Origin of the sequence: Nonomuraea sp. NPDC050328 (assembly GCF_044459405.1) — a bacterium.
GTDB lineage: Bacteria > Actinomycetota > Actinomycetes > Streptosporangiales > Streptosporangiaceae > Nonomuraea.
The window spans coordinates 19,350-36,511 of record NZ_JBITIW010000001.1 but is presented as its reverse complement, the minus strand read 5'-3'; the positions used below and the strand labels follow the sequence as shown (position 1 = coordinate 36,511).

Genomic DNA, 17,162 nt, shown 5'->3' with positions numbered 1-17,162 from the left:
TCACCAGGAGGTCAGATCTTGACCCGTCTGCAGAACTTCATCAACGGTGAGTTCGTGGATGCCAAGAGCGGCCGGTTCTCCGACGTCATCGACCCGTGCACCGGCGAGGCCTATCTCCAGGCTCCCGTGTCCGGGCAGGAGGACGTCGACGCGGCCTACGCCGCCGCGGCCGCCGCTTTCGAGACCTGGGGCGCCACGACCCCGGGCGAGCGCGCGAACCTCCTGCTCAAGGTCGCCGACGCGATCGAGGCCAGGGCCGACGAGATCAACGAGGCGGAGTGCCGCAACACCGGCAAGCCGCGGGCCCGCATGGCCGAGGACGAGACGCCGGTGGCGGCCGACCACTTCCGCTTCTTCGCGGGCGCCGCGCGCACGCTGGAGGGGCCGACGGCCGGGGAGTTCCTGGCCGAGCACACCAGCGTCATCCGGCACGAGCCGATCGGCGTCATCGGCCAGGTCACGCCCTGGAACTACCCGATGATGATGGCCGTGTGGAAGATCGCCCCGGCGCTGGCGGCGGGCAACACCGTCGTCCTGAAGCCGAGCGACACCACCCCGGTCTCCACCGTCAAGCTGGCCGAGATCATCGGCAGCGTGCTGCCGGCCGGCGTCTTCAACGTCGTCACCGGCGACCGCGAGACCGGCGCGCTGGTCGTCAGCCACCCGACCGCGGCGATGGTCGCCATCACCGGCTCGGTCGGCGCGGGCATGGCCGTCGCCAAGAGCGCCGCCGACGACCTCAAGCGGGTCCACCTGGAGCTCGGCGGCAAGGCGCCGGTCGTGGTCTTCGAGGACGTCAAGAACATCGCCGACGTCGCCGAGAAGATCGCCACCGCGGGCCTGTACAACGCCGGCCAGGACTGCACCGCCGCCTGCCGCGTGCTGGTGCACGAGAGCATCCACGACGAGTTCGTGGCCGCCCTCACCCAGGCCGCCGCGGACACCGTCACGGGCGACCTGGGCAACGAGGACGCGCTGTTCGGCCCGCTCAACAACGAGAACCAGCTCGCCCGGGTCAGCGCCTTCTTCGAGCGGCTGCCCGCGCACGCCAAGGTGCTCACCGGCGGCCACCGCGTCGGCGACAAGGGCTACTTCTTCGCTCCCACCGTCGTGGACGGCCTCCAGCAGGACGACGAGATGGTGCAGAACGAGATCTTCGGCCCGGTCATCACCGTGCAGACCTTCTCCGACGAGGCCGACGCCCTGGCCAAGGCCAACGGCGTGCAGTACGGGCTCTCCGGCTCGGTGTGGACCTCCGACCACGGCCGCGCCATGCGCATGTCCAACCGGCTCGACTTCGGCGTCGTCTGGGTGAACACGCACATCCCGTTCGTCAGCGAGATGCCGCACGGCGGCTTCAAGCACTCGGGTTACGGCAAGGACCTGTCGGTCTTCGGCCTGCACGACTACACCCGGGTCAAGCACGTCATGCACTACATCGGGGAATGACCGATACTCGCGACTCAGCACATATGGAGTCTGCATTGCACGCGATCCAGCTTGACGGCGTCGTCAAGGAATACACGTCGCACGGCGAAGTCGTCCAGGCTGTGAAGGGCGTGACGCTGGACATCGCCGAGGGGGAGTTCTTCTCCCTCCTCGGCCCGTCCGGTTGCGGCAAGACCACGACCATGCGGATGATCGCCGGGTTCGAGGAGCCCACGCGCGGCGTGGTGCGGCTCTACGGCCAGGACGTCACCAACGTCCCCCCGAACCGGCGCGACGTGAACATGGTCTTCCAGTCCTACGCGCTCTTCCCGCACATGAGCGTGTGGGACAACGTGGCCTTCGGGCTCAAGCAGAAGAAGGTCCCGGCCGCCGACATCAAGCGGCGCGTCGGGGAGATGCTGGAGATCGTCGACCTGACCGGGCGCGAGAAGCGGCGGCCGCGCGAGATGTCCGGCGGCCAGCAGCAGCGGGTCGCCCTGGCCCGCGCGCTGGTCAACCACCCGCGCGCCCTGCTGCTGGACGAGCCGCTCGGCGCGCTCGACCTCAAGCTCCGGCAGGCGATGCAACTGGAGCTCAAGCGCATCCAGCGCGAGGTGGGCATCACCTTCGTCTACGTCACCCATGACCAGAGCGAGGCGCTCACCATGAGCGACCGCATCGCGGTGATGAAGGACGGCCTGGTCGAGCAGCTCGACTCGCCCAGGGAGATCTACGAGCGGCCCGCCACGGCCTTCGTAGCCGGATTTATTGGGACATCTAATCTTCTGTCCGGGCCGGTGAGCGGGGGCGAGCTCAAGATCGGGAACGGCAGAGTGCTCGTGACCGGGCACGAAGGGGACGTGACGGTCACCGTACGGCCCGAGAAGATCACCATCGGCACCGACGAGCCCGTCTCCGGGCTGAGCGCCGTGCCCGGCCAGGTGGCCGAAGTGGTCTATCTAGGGACGTATAACAGCTACACCGTCCGCCTGGCGGACGGCGCCGAGGTCACGGTGTTCCAGCAGAACGCGGTCGACGCCACGACCACGGCGGAACGGGGCGACTCGGTGTGGCTGTCGTGGCAGCCGCAGCACTCGTACGTAATCAGCACGTGATTGGAACTTGATGGATCCCCTCATGCTTCGCGGGATGACCCAGCCCCGCACCCGGCGAAATGTCCTGAAGCTTGCTGGTTTGTCGGCCGCCGGTCTGGCGCTCGCGGCCTGCGGTGTCCAGGGCCAGAAGGCGCAGAACAGCCCCAAGCCCGAGGCGGTCAAGGACTTCTGGTCCCAGCAGAAGAAGAACGGCAAGGTCGTCTTCGCCAACTGGCCGGAGTACATGCCCGAGGGCCAGGCGCCGCTCAAGCAGTTCCAGCAGGCCACCGGGATCGCCTACGAGTACAAGGAGGTCATCCAGGAGAACGCGGAGTTCTTCGGGAAGGTCCGCCCGGTGCTCCAGGCCGGCCAGTCGCTGGGCTACGACATCGTCGTCATGACCAACGGCGTGCAGCTCCAGCACATGATCGACCTCGGCTTCGTCGTCGAGCTCGACCACAAGCAGCTGCCGAACTTCGCCGCCAACGCGGGGGAGAAGTACAAGAACCGGGCCTACGACCCCGGCAACAAGTACACCGTGCCCTACACCAGCGGCATCACCGGCATCGCGTACAACACCAAGTACGTCAAGGAAGACATCACCAGCATCCAGTCCCTGTTCGACCCCAAGTACAAGGGCCGGGTCGGGATGATGGCCGACGCCCAGGAGATCGGCAACTTCGGCTGCTTCGCCATCGGCGTCGACCCGGAGAAGTCCACCGAGGCCGACTGGAACAAGGCCGGCGAACTGCTGAAGAAGCAGCGTGACGACGGCCTGGTCCGCAAGTACTACGACCAGGGCTACATCGACGCCGTCGCCAAGGGCGACGTCTGGCTGACCATGGCCTGGTCGGGCGACGTCTTCCAGCGCCAGCTCGCCGGCGAGCCGGTCAAGTTCATCGTGCCCCAGGAAGGCGGCACGATCTGGACCGACAACATGCTCATCCCCAAGGGCGCGGCCAACCCCGTCGACGCGCTGATGCTCATGGACCACCTCTACCAGCCGGCGGTCGCCGCCGAGCTGGAGGAGTTCATCCAGTACATCTCCCCGGTCAACGGCGTGGTGGACATCCTCAAGCAGAAGGCCGCCGAGGCGAAGGGCGAGGACAAGGAGGCGCTCGACCTGATGATCGAGAGCCCGCTGATCTTCCCCTCCGAGGAGGACTACGCCAAGCTGCGCTCCTACCGGACGCTGACCACGGCCGAGGAGCAGGTCTACAACCGCGTCTTCCAGTCGATCACGCAGGCCTGACCCATGCGGCGCCGTCTCACCCCCTACCTGCTCGCCCTGCCGGCCTGGCTGTGGCTCGCGATCTTCCTGGTCGTGCCGCTGGCCGCGATGGCCTCCGTCTCCACCCAGACGGGCAACGTCATCGACGGCTTCCAGCAGACCTTCACCTTCGCGAACTACACCGACGCGATCAGCCGCAACAGCCCCCAATTGCTCAGATCCCTGTGGTACGGCGCGGCCGCCACGGTGGCGATGCTGGTGCTGGGCTATCCGGTGGCCTACTGGATCGCCTTCAAGGGCGGCGCCCGCAAGTCCGTCTACCTGTTCCTGCTGCTCCTGCCCTTCTTCGTCTCGTTCGTGCTGCGGACCATCTCCTGGGGATTCCTGCTGGCCGACGACGGCATCCTGTTCGGGACGCTGAAGGGCTGGGGGCTGCTCCCCGCCGACTTCCACGTGCTGGCCACCTCGTTCGCGGTGATCGCGGGGCTGACCTACAACTGGCTGCCCTTCATGATCCTGCCGATCTACGTGGGCCTGGAGCGCGTGGACCCCCGGGTGATCGAGGCCTCCCAGGACCTCTACGCCACGAAGACCACCACCTTCCGCAAGGTCGTGCTCCCGCTCTCGCTGCCGGGCGTCTTCGCCGGCGTGCTGATGACCTTCGTCCCGGCGGTGGCCGACCCGATCAACGCGGCGGTGCTCGGCGGCACCCAGAACACCATGATCGGCAACATCATCCAGACCGAGTACCTGACCAACGCCCAGTACCCGACCGCCTCGGCGCTGTCCTTCACCCTGATGGCCGTGCTGCTGATCGGGATCTTCACCTACGCCAAGGCGCTGGGCACCGAGAACGTGCTGGAGGCGGCGGCCCGATGAAGAACGGCGGCTTCCTCAAGCTCTACACCTGGCTGATCATCATCTGGCTGTCGTCGCCGATCGCGGTGATGGTCCTGTTCGGCTTCAACGACAAGCAGAGCAAGTCCAACACCACCTGGCAGGGCTTCACCCTCAAGTGGTACGGCAAGCTCTTCGAGATCGAAGGCCTCACCGGCGCGCTGGTCAACTCCCTGCTGATCGCGCTGGCCGCCACCGTCGTCACCGTCGTCATCGGCACCATGCTGGGCCTGGCGCTCGGCCGCCACCGCTTCCGCGGGCAGGGCGCGACCAACTTCCTGGTCTTCGCCGCCATCTCCACGCCGGAGCTGGTGATGGGCGCCTCGCTGCTGTCGCTGTTCGTCTCGGCCAACCTGCCGCGCGACGCGGTCACGATCATCATCGCGCACGTGCTGTTCTCGCTGTCGTTCGTGACGGTGACCGTACGGGCGCGGGTGCTGACCCTCGACCCGTCGCTCGAAGAGGCGGCCAAGGACCTCGGCGCCTCGCCGTGGGGCACCTTCCGGCAGGTCACCCTGCCCGCGATCCTGCCCGGCGTGGCCGCCGGAGGCATGCTCGCCTTCGCGTTGTCCATCGACGACTACGTGGTCACCAGCTTCGTCAACGGCTCGACGATGACCTTCCCCCTGTGGATCGTGGGTTCGGTGAAAACCGGCATCCCGCCCCAGGTCAATGTGATGGGGACGCTAATCTTTGGTATCGGGGTGCTGATCGCGGTCGCCAACTCGATCGCGGCTCGGCGCAGGGCCTGACAGCCGGGCCCCAAGGCGGGTCCGTGGATCGCCACGGGCCCTCACCCAGGCAAGGAACAGGGAGGCGAGATCGGATCCAGGCGGGGGGAACCCGCGCGCGGTCAACTGACTGATCGGGCAATCAACGAAAAAACTTTCTTTTACTCACGACAGGGATGTGAGATTTGTGGATCCGCTGAAGGCTCTTGCTGACGCGGAGCGCAAGCCGTACTGGCTGGATGAGGATCCGGCCGAACCCGAGACGTTGCCCCGCTTGTTCGGGCCGACGACCGCCGACCTCGCCGTCATCGGCGGCGGCTTCTCGGGACTGTGGACCGCGCTACTGGCCAAGGAGCGCGACCCGTCGCGCGACGTCGTCCTGCTCGAAGCGCAGACGGTGGGGTGGGCGGCCACGGGCCGCAACGGGGGCTTCTGCCACGCCAGCCTCACCCACGGCCTGGAGAACGGCCTCGAACGCTGGCCGCAGGAGATCGGGCAGCTCTACCGGATGGGCATCCAGAACCTCGACGAGATCGAGGAGACCATCCGCCGCTACGACATCGACTGCTCCTGGGAGCGCACCGGCGAGATGAACGTCGCCACCGAGCCCTGGCAGCTCGACGGCTTCGAAGAGGCGTACACGATAGGGCGCGAACTGGGCATGGACATCTCGCTCCTGAGCGCCGAGGAGGCCAGGGCCGAGGTCAACTCGCCCACCTACCTCGGCGGCCTGTGGGAGCGCGGCGACTGCGCCATGCTCGACCCGGCCCGGCTGGCCTGGGGCCTGCGGCAGGCGTGCCTGTCGCTCGGGGTGCGCATCTACGAGCACTCGGCCGTCCTCGGCCTCGACCGCTCGGCCAACTCACTGGAGCTCACCACCCAGTACGGCAAGGTCCGCGCCGCGCGCGTGGCCCTCGGCACCGGCGTCTTCTCCCCGCTGCTCAAGCGGCTGAAGTACTACGTGGTGCCGGTGTACGACTACGCCCTGATGACCGAGCCGCTCACACCCGAGCAGCGCGCGTCGATCGGCTGGGAACACCGCCAGGGCATGGGGGACAACGCCTACCAGTTCCACTACTACCGGATCGCCGACGACAACAGCATCCTGTGGGGCGGCTACGACGCCGTCTACTACTCCGGTGGCCGGATCAAGTCCGCCTACGACCAGCGCGACGAGACCTTCCGCAAGCTCGCCGGGCACTTCTACGAGACCTTCCCGCAGTTGGAGGACGTGCGCTTCTCCCACCGCTGGGGCGGGGTCATCGACACGTGCAGCCGCTACTCGGCCTTCTACGGCACCGCCTACAACTCCAGGCTGGCCTACGCGGTCGGTTACACGGGCCTGGGCGTGGCCGCGACCCGGTTCGGCGCCAACGTGATGCTCGACCTGCTCGACGGCAAGGAGACCGAGCGCACCCGGCTGCAGATGGTGAGGGAGAAGCCGGTGCCCTTCCCGCCCGAGCCGCTGCGGTCGGCGGCGATCCAGCTCACCCGCTGGTCCATCGCCCAGGCCGACCGCCGGGAGGGCAGGCGCAACCTGTGGCTGCGCACGCTCGACCGGTTCGGGCTCGGATTCGACTCCTGATCCGGGATCGAGGGGTACGGCAGGCGGCTCACCCCGCCTGCCGTACCCCGGCCTAGGGGGTCAGCACCGGTCGAGCGGTCGGCTGGCGGTCACCGGGGAGGGCTCCGGCGGCCGGGGCCGCGGCCGGCTCTCGCGTTCCGGCGACAGGCTGGGCAGCGGGGTCGGCAGCGGCGCCAGCTCACGGACCGGCCCGCCGTACAGCTTGACGTCGGTGGTCTGCACCTTGCCGGGGGCGAGCCTGAGCCCGGCGGCGGTGCGGCGATGGCCGTAGACGTCGCGCACGCGCAGGTCGAAGCGGTCACGGCCGACCCCTTCCGCGGTGACCCAGTAGTTGTCGCTGCCGCGCGTCAGGCCACGCCAGCCGTCGCCGTCGCGCAGCTCGACCGCGCTGATCGGATTGCCGTGGTCGAGCACCTGGATCGCGGTCCAGCCGCGGCTGGAGCCGCTCTTGACGCGGAAGGCCAGCGCCCGGCTGGGGGCCGGGTCGCGGATCTGCCGGTAGGCGATCTTCGCCGTGCCCGTGCTGCGGTCGGTGAGGCGCGCGAAGGCGGCGCTGTTCAGGTCGAGGTCGCCCACCCGGCAGCCGGGACAGCGGTCCACCACCTGGACGCGGACGATGCCGCGCGGCCCGGCGACCGCCAGGTAGGTGCCGCAGGCCAGCGAGCCCGCGTATTCGCCCGACGCCACCGAGGCGTACAGGCCGCCGCGCGCCTGCTCGCCCAGCGAGCAGTTCCCGCTGCCGGTGCCCGGGTGATAGACGTAGGCGTTGCCCGAGCGGGCCGGCGGTTCCGGGTCCGCGCACGCCGAGTCGCGATCGAGCGCGAAGAGCGTCACCGAGACCGCGGTCAGCACCGCCAGCCCGGTCAGCCCGCGCCGGCGCCAGTCGGGCCGTCTGGTGTGATCCCCCATGGACGATACATAGGGGAATCAGATGGCTACGTTACGTACTTTCGCTCAGCAGATTGGAACGCCAGGTTCCGGCCCTGCATGCTGGTGCCCATGAGAGTGGACTTCACGAGCGACGGGATCGGGCTCGCCGGCGAGCTGCGGCTGCCCGAGGGCGAGGGCCCGCACCCGGCGCTGGTCCTGACCGGACCCTTCACCGGCGTGCGCGAGCAGGTCACCGGCCGCTACGCCGAGCTGCTGACCGGCCACGGCTACGCGACGCTGGCCTTCGACCACCGCACCTGGGGCGAGTCGGGCGGCGAGCCGCGCTGCCACGAGGACCCGCAGGGCAAGCTGCACGACCTGCGCGCGGCGGTCTCCTTCCTGCGCGGACGCCCCGAGGTCGACCCGGAGCGGATCGGCGCGGTCGGCATCTGCCTCGGCGCCGGGTACGCGCTGAAGTTCGCCGCCTTCGACCCCCGGGTCAAGGTCTTCGCGGGCATCGCCGGGGCCTACAACAACCCCTACGGCATGCGCGCCGGCATGGACTACCAGGCGGCGTTGCGCGAGTTCACCGAGGTGCTCGAACGCCAGGACCGGGGCGGGCCGGTGGAGTACGTGCCGGCCGTCGCCGAGACGGGCGAGGCGGCCATGCCCGGCGACGAGCCCTACGCCTACTACGGCACCGAGCGCGGGGCCGCGCCCTCCTGGCGCAACCAGGTCACCCGGGCTAGCATCCGCGAGCTCGTCACCATGGACAACATGATGGGCGCCGACTTCCTGTCGCCCAAGCCCGCCCTGATCGTGCACGGCGTGATCGACCGGTTCTGCTCGCCGGAGGGCGCGGAGGAGGCCTTCAAGCGGCTCGACGAGCCCAAGCGCCTGGTCTGGCTGGACGCCCGCCGGCACATCGACCTGTACGACGCCGAGCCGTACGTCACCCAGGCGGTGACCGCGACCGCCGACTTCCTTCGCGAGCACCTCTGAAGTGTGACAAGTCCCCAGGTGGGGAAGTGATCACCTGACCCCCGGAATGAGATCGTTTCGGGGGGTACGGCATGCGTGCTCGGCACGTCGCGGCGTTCGCCGCCTGGTCCGTCGTGGCCACGGCCTGCGGCACCCAACCGGCCACGCCGGTGGGCTTCCTGGTGCGCGAGGTCAAGGCGCCCTGCTTCTGGTCCTACCGCGACGCCGCGGCCGAACGGGCGGCGGCCGCGAAGCTGGCCCGCGACCTCGACCGCTACGTGGCCCGCCAGCCGGGCCGGGTGGTCTTCAGCGCCCACGACCTGGTGACCGGCGCGAGCTTCGGCCACCGGGAGCACGAGAACGGCATGATCACCGCCAGCGGCGCCAAGGTGGACATCCTGAGCGCGCTGATGACACGCCGCGACCGCCTGGCCGGCCACGAGCGCGACCTGGCCGAACGCATGATCCGGGAGAGCGACAACCACGCCGCCGACGCGTTGTGGTGGCGGGTGGGCGGCGGTTCCGGCATGGGCGCCTTCTACCGGCGCGCGGGCCTGCGTGAGACCGTGCCCGGGCCCTCGCGGTTCTGGGGCGGCACCAACACCAGTCCCGCCGACCGGATCCGGCTGCTGAAGCTGCTGGTCAAGGGCGGAGGCGGGCTCACCGGCAGCGATCGCGCGCTGATCCTGTCGCTGATGAGCAAGGTCGCCCGCGACCAGGCGTGGGGCGTGAGCGCCGCGGCCCGGCCGGGCGATCGGGTGGCGCTCAAGAACGGCTGGACGCCCCGGCCCTTCGTGCACCACACCTGGGCGGTCACCAGCTACGGCCGCATCACCGGGCCCGGCCGCGACCTGCTGCTGGCGGTGCAGACCGACCTGCAGCCGGGCGAGGGCCGCGGCATCCAGGCGATCGAGGGCCTGGCCCGGCTGCTCGGCAGCCGCCTGGACGGGCTGCGCCAGCCCCGCACCCGCACCTGCCCCGCCCGCCCCTGACCCTGACCCGGGCAGGCTGGTGCCCCCTGGGTGGCGGGCCACCCGGTGGGCTGGCACCCCCCTGGGTTGCGGCCACCCCCTCCCCAGGTCGGGTCTTTTGGGCGCCCGGGATGACTTCTGTAGACTGATGCGTTGTCCTGATTGACCGCAAGGCGGCCGACGTTTCGGTATCTACCCCGGTCTGTGATCTCACGAGGGGTAGAGATGAAGTCCTATCTGAACGTCCTGCGCACGCCCGGAGCCTGGCGCTTCCTGGTGCCCGCGCTGATCGCCCGGCTGCCGTACGCGATGGTCCAACTGGGCATCCTGCTGCTGGTCGAGTGGTCCACCGGCTCCTACGGCGCGGCCGGCATCGCCTCGGCCGCCGCGGCGGTCGCCCAGGCGCTGGTCGGTCCGCAGACCGGCAAGCTGGCCGACCGGTTCGGCCAGGCTCGGGTGCTGTTCCCGCAGGTGGCGGTGCACGCGCTGGCCTTCGGCTCGCTGCTGGCCCTGGCCGCCGCGCACGCCTCCGTCCCGTTGCTCGTGCTCGCCGCCGCGCTCGCCGGCGCCTCGGTGCCGCAGGTCGGCGCGATGGTCCGGGCCCGCTGGTCGCACACGCTGAGCGGCTCGCCCCTGCTGGGCACCGCCTTCGCGGTGGAGTCCATCACCGACGAGCTGACCTTCACCCTGGCCCCCGTGCTGCTGGTGGCGCTGTCCACCGGCTTCTCGCCCGTGGTGGCGCTGCTGGCCGCCGTGGTGCTGGTGGTGGCCGGCACGGTGATCTTCGCGTCGGTCCGGCTCGGCGCGCCCGAGCCGATGCCGGTCAAGGTGCGCTCCAGCGGCGGCGTGCTGCGCCTGCGCGGCGTCGCCCTGCTCGCCGCCGCCTTCCTGGCGATGGGCTCGGTCTTCGGCAGCCTCCAGGTCGGCATCACCGCCACCGCCGGCGCCCAGGCGGGCACCGTCTACGGCAGCTTCTCCGGCGCCAGCGTCGTCGGTGGCCTGCTCTACGGCCTCATCCGCTGGCGGATCCCCGCCCACGTCCGGCTCGGCGCCGGTCTGCTCCTGCTGGCCGCCGCCACCTCCGCGCTGCTGGTCGCCAACACCGGTGCCCTGCTGTACGGCGGAGCCGCCCTGGCCGGCTTCGTGATCGCCCCCGTGGTGATCACGGGCTACACCATCATCGACGGCCTGGTCCCCGACGAGGTGCGCACCGAGTCCTTCACCTGGCTGAACGGCGCCATCGGCCTGGGCATCGCGACCGGCGCGGCGCTGGCCGGCCAGCTGGTGGACCACTTCGGGCCGTCGGTGGCCTTCGTGGTGCCGCCCGCCATGACCGGCCTGGCCGCCCTGCTGGTGCTGCTGCGCCGCCGCTCGCTAGTGGGACAGCAACTCCTCCGGGATGACCTTGGGCACGCCGCGCAGGCCGAAGTACGCCAGGAGAGCCACGCCGGCCAGGATCGCGGCGGTCACTAGCGCGGTGACGTGCATGCCGTCGACGAACGCCTGCCGCGCCATGGTCAGCAGCGGCCCGGCCTGCTCGGCGGGCAGCGTCGCGGCCACCTCGATCGCGCCGGCCAGCGACTCCCTGGCCGCCTCCGGCCCGGTCATCGCGCTGGTGTAGGCGGTGTTGAGCACCGTGCCGAGCACCGCGATGCCCAGCGCGCCGCCCAGCTCGAAAGAGGTCTCCGAGATCGCCGCCGCGGCCCCGGCCCGCTCGCGGGGCGCGGTCGCCAGCACGTTGTCGTTGTTGACGGTGAAGATGAAGCCGATGCCGATGCCGCCGAGCATCATCGGGCCGACCAGGAGCAGGTAGTTCAGCTCCAGCCCGAGCGTGTAGTAGTAGGCGAAGGAGGCGGCCGCCAGCAGCAGGCCGGCGGCCACCAGGCCGTTGCGGCCCAGCCGGGCGATCAGCACCGGGGCCAGCGCTCCGCCGCCGGCCGCCGCCAGCGCGCCGGGCAGGCTGCCGAGGCCCGCCTGGAGCGGGGACCAGCCGAGCACCATCTGGAAATACCAGACCGAGACCAGGTTCATCGCCATCATCGCGAAGATGGCCAGCAGGTTGGTGGCGATGGAGGCGCTGAAGGCGCGGCGGCGGAACAGGCGCAGCTCGATCAGCGGTTCGGCGAGCCGTACCTGGCGCAGGCAGAACAGCACCAGGGCCACGACGCCGACGACCGCCGCCACCTGGCCGGGGAAGTGGCCGAGGCCGCGGTCGGCGAGCTCCTTGATCGCGTAGATGACGCCCACCACGCCGGTGACCGACAGCAGCACGCTGAGCAGGTCGATCCGGCCCGGACGCGGGTTGCGCGACTCGGGCAGGATCAACGCCCCCGCCACCACCAGCACGGCGGTGACCGGCACGTTGACCAGGAACACCGACCCCCACCAGAAGTGGTCCAGCAACACCCCGCCGATGACCGGCCCGAGCGCGAAGCCGCCGGCGGCCATGCCGCTCCAGATGCCCACGGCCATGGTCCGCTCGCCGGGCTCGGTGAACACGTCGCGCACGATGGAGAGCGTGGACGGCATGATCGTCGCCCCGGCCACCCCGAGCAGCGCGCGGGCGGCGATGAGCAGTTCGGGGTTGGGGGCGTAGGCGGTCACGACGGAGGCCACGCCGAAGGCGACGGTGCCCAGGAGCAACAACTTCTTGCGGCCGATGCGGTCGCCCACGTTGCCCATGGTGATCAGCAGGCCGGCGAGGGCGAAGCCGTAGATGTCGCCGATCCACAGGAGCTGGGTCGAGGTCGCGCCCAGGTCGCCCACCAGCCGGGGGAGCGCTAGATGGAGCACGGTCAGGTCGATGGACAGCAGCAGGGTCGCGGTGCACGCGATGGCCAGGACGGCCCATTTGTTTCGCATGTCCTCAGCGTCGGGCGCACCGCTGACCGGCCGCCTACCGCCCGCTGACCGCCCGCTCACCGTCCTTCCGGAGGCGGAGCAGGGCCAGGGCCTCGGCGGGGGAGAGCTGCGGCAGCCGCGCGGCCAGCTCGGCGTCGCCGCAGGCCTCCACCACCTCGCCGAGCCGCTTCATGGCCAGCACCGCCACGCCCGCGTTGCCCGCCACCCCCCAAGCCAGCACGTCCACGCACCGCCGCAGCGCGGTCCGCGGCTCGCCGTCGGCCAGGTCGGCGCGGGCCAGCGCGAGCTGGGCCCGCTGCTTGAGCTCCTCCGCGCTGTACCAGGCGTCCGGGCACTCGGCCAGCGCCTGCTCCAGCAGCGTCCGACCGGCCTCGCTGTGCCCGGCGGCCAGTTCCACCTCGCCGAGCCCGATGAGCGCCCGGGCCAGGCCGTCGGCCGCGCCGGCCCGCCTGGACAGCTCCACCGACGCCTGGAAGCTCTCGCGCGCCTGCTCCAGCTCACCCAGCAACAGCAGGCAGTCGGCCTTGCGTGCGAGGTACTCGGCCTCGTCCGCCCCCGAGCCGAGCTCCCTGGCCAGCACGCCGCCCCGTTCGGCCAGCCGCAGCGCCTCGGCGTGGTCGCCGCTCTGGAAGGCCAGGTCGCCCAGCCCGGACAGCGCCAGCGTGGTGCCCCAGCGGTCGCCGATCTCGGTGAAGGCGGCCAGCCCCTCGCGCAGGGCCTGCTTGGCCAGCTCGGTCTCGCCCGTGTTGACCCAGACGAAGGCCGGCCCGATGTGGGTGAGCGCGCAGATCCACGGGCTGAGCCCCTCGCGCGGGTAGTTGACCAGGTCGTCCACGACCAGATCGTCCGGCGGCCCGGTGAACATCGACAGGAACATCGACAGGAACTCCACCCGGTACGGGAAGTTCTTGATCGACACCTCGGCCCGCAGCCGCCGCAGGCGCTCGGTCAGCTCGGGCGTCGGCCGGCCGGTCCAGCCCGCGATGAGCACGCACATCGCGTACTCCTCCCACAGGCCCGGAGGCGGCTCGGGGCCGACCAGGCCGAGCAGCTCGCCGACGAGTTCGGCGCTGATCAGCCGGTGCCCGCGCAACCACCAGTAACAGGCCACCGCCGTCACCAGCCGCAGCCCGAACGCCACCTCCCCGGCGGAGATCGCCCAGCCCAGCGCCGCCCGCAGGTCGTCGCTCTCGGCGTCGAGCAGCGCCAGCCACTCCAGTTGCTCGCCCCCGCGCAGGTGCGGATCGGCGCGCTGGGCCAGCTCCAGGTAGAAGGCGGCGTGCGCGCGCCGGGTCGCCTCGACCTCACCGGCCTCGGCCAGGTGCTCGGCGCAGAACGCGCGGATCGTCTCCAGCATCCGGTAGCGGCCGTCCACCTCCGCCACCAGCGACTTGTCCACCAGCGAGTGCAGCAGCTCCTCCGGCAGCCCGCAGACCCGCTCGGCCGCCTCCAGGCTCGCGCCGCCGACGAACACGGTCAGCCGCCTGGCCAGCGCCTGCTCCTCCGGGTCGAGCAGGTCCCAGCTCCACGCCACCACCGCGCGCAACGTCTGGTGCCGGGGCAGGGCGGTACGGCTGCCGCGGGCCAGCAGCCGGAAGCGGTCGTCGAGCCGTCCGGCCAGCTCGCCCAGCGGCAGGGTGCGCAGCCGCGCGGCGGCCAGCTCGATCGCCAGCGGCAGCCCGTCCAGCGCCCGGCAGATCCGCGTCACGTGCTCGACGGTCGCCTCGTCCACCGCGAACTCGGGCCGGACCGCGGCGGCCCGGTCGGCGAACAGCCGCACGGCCGGGTAGGTGAGGGCCTCGGCCGCGGGCAGCCCGGGCGGCGGCGGCTTGAGCGGCGTGACCGGGTGCACGGCCTCGCCGGTGATCGCCAGCGCCTCCCGGCTGGTGGCCAGCACGCGCAGGTCGGGACAGGTGGCCAGCAGCCGGTCGGCCAGGCCGGCGGCGGCGTCGACGACGTGCTCGCAGTTGTCCAGGACCAGCAGCAGCCGCCGCCCGGCCAGGGCCGTGATCAGCCGCGCGGCGGGGTCGGGCGTGGGCACGTCGCTGCGCAGCGACTCGCGCACCCCGAGCGCGTCCAGCACGGCAGCGGTGAGCTGCGAACCGTCCGGCACCGGGGCCAGCTCGACCAGCGTGACGTCGCCCGGCTCCGCCGCCGCGGCCTCGACGGCCAGCCGGGTCTTGCCCGCTCCGCCCGGCCCGATCAGCGTGACCAGGCGGCTGGTGGTCAGCAGCGTCGCCAGCCGGGCCAGGTCGCCGGAGCGGCCGACGAAGCTGGTGAGCTGGGCGCGCAGGCCCACCCGGGCGGGCGGGACGGGAGCGTTCCGGACGGGGCCGAGCGCGGGATCGGCCCGCAGCACGGCGAGCTGCGCGGCGGCCAGCTCGGGGCCGGGCTCGACGCCCAGCTCCTCGTCGAGGATGCGGCGGCCCTCCTCGAAGACGGCCAGCGCGTCGGCCTGCCGCCCGCTGCCGTACAGCGCGCGGATCAGCAAAGCGCGCAGCCCCTCGCGCAGCGGGTGCAGCCGGACGAGCTCGCTCAGCCTGGCGACCAGCTCGCGGTGGCCGCCCAGGTCGAGCCGGGCCCGCACCTCGTCCTCCACCGCGGCCAGGCGCAGCTCCTCCAGCCGGGTGGCCTGCGTCTCGGGCACTTCGGGACGGCCACGCCACAACGCCAGCGCCTCGCCGAGCAGCGCCGCCGCCCGCTCGGGGTCGCCCTCGCCCCGGGCACGGCGGCCCTCGGCGGCCAGGTGCTCGAAGCGGTGCAGATCGACCTCCAGCGGGTCGACGGCCAACCGGTACCCGGCGGGGTGGTGCTCGATCAGCTCCCGGCCCAGGGCGCGGCGCAGCCGCGAGACCTGAGACTGGAGCGCGTTGGCCGCGTCCTCGGGGGGACGCTCGCCGTACAGGCCGTCGATGAGGCGGTCGGCGGGCACGATCCGGCCCGCCTCCAGCGCCAGGAGCACCAGCAGGGCCCGCACCCGCGGACCGCCCACCTCGGCCTCACCGGCACGGACGGGACCCAGGATCTCCAGCCGCATGCCCCGATTATCGCGGTTCGGCGAGCATCCGCACGATTTCCGCGGCGGTGGGCAGGGCGGGCGCGGGCTCGCCCCTCAGCTCCAGTACGGTCGCCAGCGCGGTGCGCAGGGCGGCGCGGTACAGGAGCGAGCCCATGCTGATCCGCGCCGCCCCGGCCGCCGCGAGCTCGGCCACCGAGGGACCGCCGGGCTGGTAGAGCACGTTGAGCGGCCGGGGCGTGGCCGCCACCACGGCGGCGACCGCCTCGGGGTCGGTCAGGCCGGGCACGAACAGGCCGTCGGCCAGGGCGTAGGCCTCGGCGCGCTCCAGGGTGTCGCCGGTGCCCAGCCAGCAGGTGTCGGTGCGGGCGTTGACGAACACGCCCTGACCGCAGGCGGCGGCGAGGATCTCGCGCTGGTGCCCGACGTCGCGCAGGGTGCCGTCGGGCTTGCCGTCCTCCAGGTTGACCCCGGCGACGCCCAGGTCGCGCAGGGTCGCGACCAGCTCGGCCACCTTCGCCGGGTCGTCGCTGTAGCCGTTCTCGGCGTCCACGGTGACCAGCACCGGCAGCCTGGTCAGCAGTCCGGCGAGGGCGACGGCCTGGTCGCGGGTGGCCTCCTGGCCGTCCGGCAGGCCGTGCACGGCGGCCACACCGAGGCTCGTGGTGGCGACCGCCGGGAAGCCGTGGGCGGCCAGCAGCGCGGCCGAGGCGTAGTCCCAGGCGTTCGGCAGCACCAGCGGGTCACCGGGCCGGTGCAGCAGCGCGAACGCCTGCGCGGGAGAGGCGGCGGTCATCGGCTCAACGACCTTTCCGGTGTAGGGGTGGCGGTGGCGTGGGTAGGGCTCATCGGCTCAGCCAGCCTTCGGCGATGGCGCGGGCGTGGGGTTGGCCAGGGCAGGCGCGCGGGCCGTACCCGAAGGTGAGGCAGGGGCCGTCCTGGTTGGCGGCCGGCACGTCGATCTCGACGCCCTCGCGCCGCAGCACCCGCACCGGCGGGTCGTCGCGCAGGACCTCGTCGAGGTCCCGGCCGGCCGCGACGGCCAGCAGGGCGCCGGTGGCGGCGTGCGCCTGGAGCAGGACGGTCAGCTCGGCGATCGGGAGGCGGCCGATGAGCTCGGCCACCGCCGCGTCGGCCTCGGCGTCCGCCTCGCCGGACAGGTAGCCCCGCGCCGCCGCCGCGACCTGACCGGCCAGCGTCTCCAGGTCCTCGACCCCGAGGGCCGCACCGAGCACCAGCACCGCCACCCGCTCCGGCGGCTCGTGCGCCAGGCGCGCCGCGGCCTTCCGAAGGTCGTGCGGGTCGAGCCGGTCGAGCACCGCGGTGACCGCGGCCCGGCGTTCGGCGTGGGCCGCGCCGGAGGAGAACCGGGAGACCTGGCCGCGCAACCAGGCCAGGGTGCCCCGGGGCGCGCCCGCCTCGACCGGGGCCGGCGCCCGCAGCGGGTCGGACAACACCGCCAGGGCCTCGGAGTTTCGGGTGATGAGCATGCGTCC

14 protein-coding genes are annotated in these 17,162 nt (G+C 71.8%); 9 read left to right on the top strand and 5 right to left on the bottom strand.

Annotated features, from left to right (window positions below; all coding sequences use genetic code 11):
• Positions 1-15 precede the first annotated feature (15 nt).
• The 6 genes from ACIBG7_RS00155 to ACIBG7_RS00130 all read left to right on the top strand — a co-directional run bounded on the left by ACIBG7_RS00155 (position 16) and on the right by ACIBG7_RS00130 (position 6,966).
• Complete coding sequence (locus ACIBG7_RS00155; protein ID WP_357918404.1) at positions 16-1,449, top strand: gamma-aminobutyraldehyde dehydrogenase; 1,434 nt, start codon at positions 16-18, stop codon at positions 1,447-1,449.
• Positions 1,446-2,543 carry an ABC transporter ATP-binding protein gene (locus ACIBG7_RS00150; RefSeq protein ID WP_397334671.1) on the top strand — a complete coding sequence of 366 codons (1,098 nt, stop codon included), beginning with the start codon at positions 1,446-1,448 and terminating at the stop codon, positions 2,541-2,543. The genes ACIBG7_RS00155 and ACIBG7_RS00150 overlap by 4 nt, the downstream gene beginning before the upstream one ends.
• Positions 2,544-2,577: 34 nt before the next feature.
• The gene (locus tag ACIBG7_RS00145; protein ID WP_357918229.1) at positions 2,578-3,774 is read left to right on the top strand and encodes a spermidine/putrescine ABC transporter substrate-binding protein; all 1,197 of its coding nucleotides are present in this window, start codon (positions 2,578-2,580) and stop codon (positions 3,772-3,774) included.
• Between the two features lie 3 nt (positions 3,775-3,777).
• A complete protein-coding gene (locus ACIBG7_RS00140; protein ID WP_357918232.1) occupies positions 3,778-4,632 on the top strand; it encodes an ABC transporter permease in 855 nt (284 codons plus the stop codon).
• On the top strand, positions 4,629-5,402 hold the full coding sequence (locus ACIBG7_RS00135) for an ABC transporter permease (protein WP_357918235.1): 774 nt from the start codon (positions 4,629-4,631) through the stop codon (positions 5,400-5,402). Before ACIBG7_RS00140 ends, ACIBG7_RS00135 begins: the two co-directional genes overlap by 4 nt.
• A 166-nt stretch (positions 5,403-5,568) precedes the next feature.
• Positions 5,569-6,966 carry an FAD-dependent oxidoreductase gene (locus ACIBG7_RS00130; protein ID WP_357918238.1) on the top strand — a complete coding sequence of 466 codons (1,398 nt, stop codon included), beginning with the start codon at positions 5,569-5,571 and terminating at the stop codon, positions 6,964-6,966.
• A gap of 60 nt (positions 6,967-7,026) precedes the next feature.
• Here ACIBG7_RS00130 and ACIBG7_RS00125 read toward each other — a convergent pair whose 3' ends face one another.
• Complete coding sequence (locus ACIBG7_RS00125; RefSeq protein ID WP_357918241.1) at positions 7,027-7,875, bottom strand: expansin EXLX1 family cellulose-binding protein; 849 nt, start codon at positions 7,873-7,875, stop codon at positions 7,027-7,029.
• Between the two features lie 90 nt (positions 7,876-7,965).
• Here ACIBG7_RS00125 and ACIBG7_RS00120 point away from each other — a divergent pair, with 90 nt between their 5' ends.
• The 3 genes from ACIBG7_RS00120 (at position 7,966) to ACIBG7_RS00110 (ending at position 11,261) form a co-directional block, all read left to right on the top strand.
• Positions 7,966-8,838 (top strand): alpha/beta hydrolase, encoded by an 873-nt coding sequence (locus tag ACIBG7_RS00120; protein WP_357918244.1) that lies wholly within the window; start codon positions 7,966-7,968, stop codon positions 8,836-8,838.
• A 71-nt stretch (positions 8,839-8,909) separates the two neighbouring features.
• Complete coding sequence (locus ACIBG7_RS00115) at positions 8,910-9,809, top strand: serine hydrolase (protein WP_357918246.1); 900 nt, start codon at positions 8,910-8,912, stop codon at positions 9,807-9,809.
• Positions 9,810-10,013: 204 nt separating this feature from the next.
• Complete coding sequence (locus ACIBG7_RS00110) at positions 10,014-11,261, top strand: MFS transporter (RefSeq protein ID WP_357918248.1); 1,248 nt, start codon at positions 10,014-10,016, stop codon at positions 11,259-11,261.
• On the opposite strand, the gene ACIBG7_RS00105 is transcribed toward ACIBG7_RS00110, so the two are convergent.
• From ACIBG7_RS00105 to ACIBG7_RS00090, 4 genes are read right to left on the bottom strand one after another with little or no spacing between them, the layout of a single operon-like run.
• Positions 11,163-12,650 (bottom strand): MFS transporter, encoded by a 1,488-nt coding sequence (locus tag ACIBG7_RS00105; protein WP_357918250.1) that lies wholly within the window; start codon positions 12,648-12,650, stop codon positions 11,163-11,165. The two genes, ACIBG7_RS00110 and ACIBG7_RS00105, sit on opposite strands and share 99 nt — an antisense overlap.
• A gap of 34 nt (positions 12,651-12,684) precedes the next feature.
• Positions 12,685-15,687, bottom strand: a complete 3,003-nt coding sequence (locus ACIBG7_RS00100; protein WP_397334669.1) for a BTAD domain-containing putative transcriptional regulator — start codon at positions 15,685-15,687, stop codon at positions 12,685-12,687.
• A gap of 7 nt (positions 15,688-15,694) precedes the next feature.
• Positions 15,695-16,462 carry an isocitrate lyase/phosphoenolpyruvate mutase family protein gene (locus ACIBG7_RS00095; RefSeq protein WP_397334668.1) on the bottom strand — a complete coding sequence of 256 codons (768 nt, stop codon included), beginning with the start codon at positions 16,460-16,462 and terminating at the stop codon, positions 15,695-15,697.
• 49 nt (positions 16,463-16,511) lie between these two features.
• Positions 16,512-17,156: a hypothetical protein gene (locus ACIBG7_RS00090; protein WP_397334667.1), complete on the bottom strand. Its 645-nt coding sequence runs from the start codon at positions 17,154-17,156 to the stop codon at positions 16,512-16,514.
• Positions 17,157-17,162: the final 6 nt, after the last annotated feature.

Bases quoted from the DNA above. Each gene is read 5' to 3' on its own strand.
- ACIBG7_RS00150 (WP_397334671.1), top strand. From the start codon at position 1,446: ATGACCGATACTCGCGACTCAGCACATATGGAGTCTGCATTGCACGCG.
- ACIBG7_RS00145 (WP_357918229.1), top strand. From the start codon at position 2,578: ATGACCCAGCCCCGCACCCGGCGAAATGTCCTGAAGCTTGCTGGTTTG.
- ACIBG7_RS00140 (WP_357918232.1), top strand. From the start codon at position 3,778: ATGCGGCGCCGTCTCACCCCCTACCTGCTCGCCCTGCCGGCCTGGCTG.
- ACIBG7_RS00135 (WP_357918235.1), top strand. From the start codon at position 4,629: ATGAAGAACGGCGGCTTCCTCAAGCTCTACACCTGGCTGATCATCATC.
- ACIBG7_RS00125 (WP_357918241.1), bottom strand. From the start codon at position 7,875: ATGGGGGATCACACCAGACGGCCCGACTGGCGCCGGCGCGGGCTGACC.
- ACIBG7_RS00120 (WP_357918244.1), top strand. From the start codon at position 7,966: ATGAGAGTGGACTTCACGAGCGACGGGATCGGGCTCGCCGGCGAGCTG.
- ACIBG7_RS00115 (WP_357918246.1), top strand. From the start codon at position 8,910: ATGCGTGCTCGGCACGTCGCGGCGTTCGCCGCCTGGTCCGTCGTGGCC.
- ACIBG7_RS00110 (WP_357918248.1), top strand. From the start codon at position 10,014: ATGAAGTCCTATCTGAACGTCCTGCGCACGCCCGGAGCCTGGCGCTTC.
- ACIBG7_RS00105 (WP_357918250.1), bottom strand. From the start codon at position 12,650: ATGCGAAACAAATGGGCCGTCCTGGCCATCGCGTGCACCGCGACCCTG.
- ACIBG7_RS00100 (WP_397334669.1), bottom strand. From the start codon at position 15,687: ATGCGGCTGGAGATCCTGGGTCCCGTCCGTGCCGGTGAGGCCGAGGTG.
- ACIBG7_RS00095 (WP_397334668.1), bottom strand. From the start codon at position 16,462: ATGACCGCCGCCTCTCCCGCGCAGGCGTTCGCGCTGCTGCACCGGCCC.
- ACIBG7_RS00090 (WP_397334667.1), bottom strand. From the start codon at position 17,156: ATGCTCATCACCCGAAACTCCGAGGCCCTGGCGGTGTTGTCCGACCCG.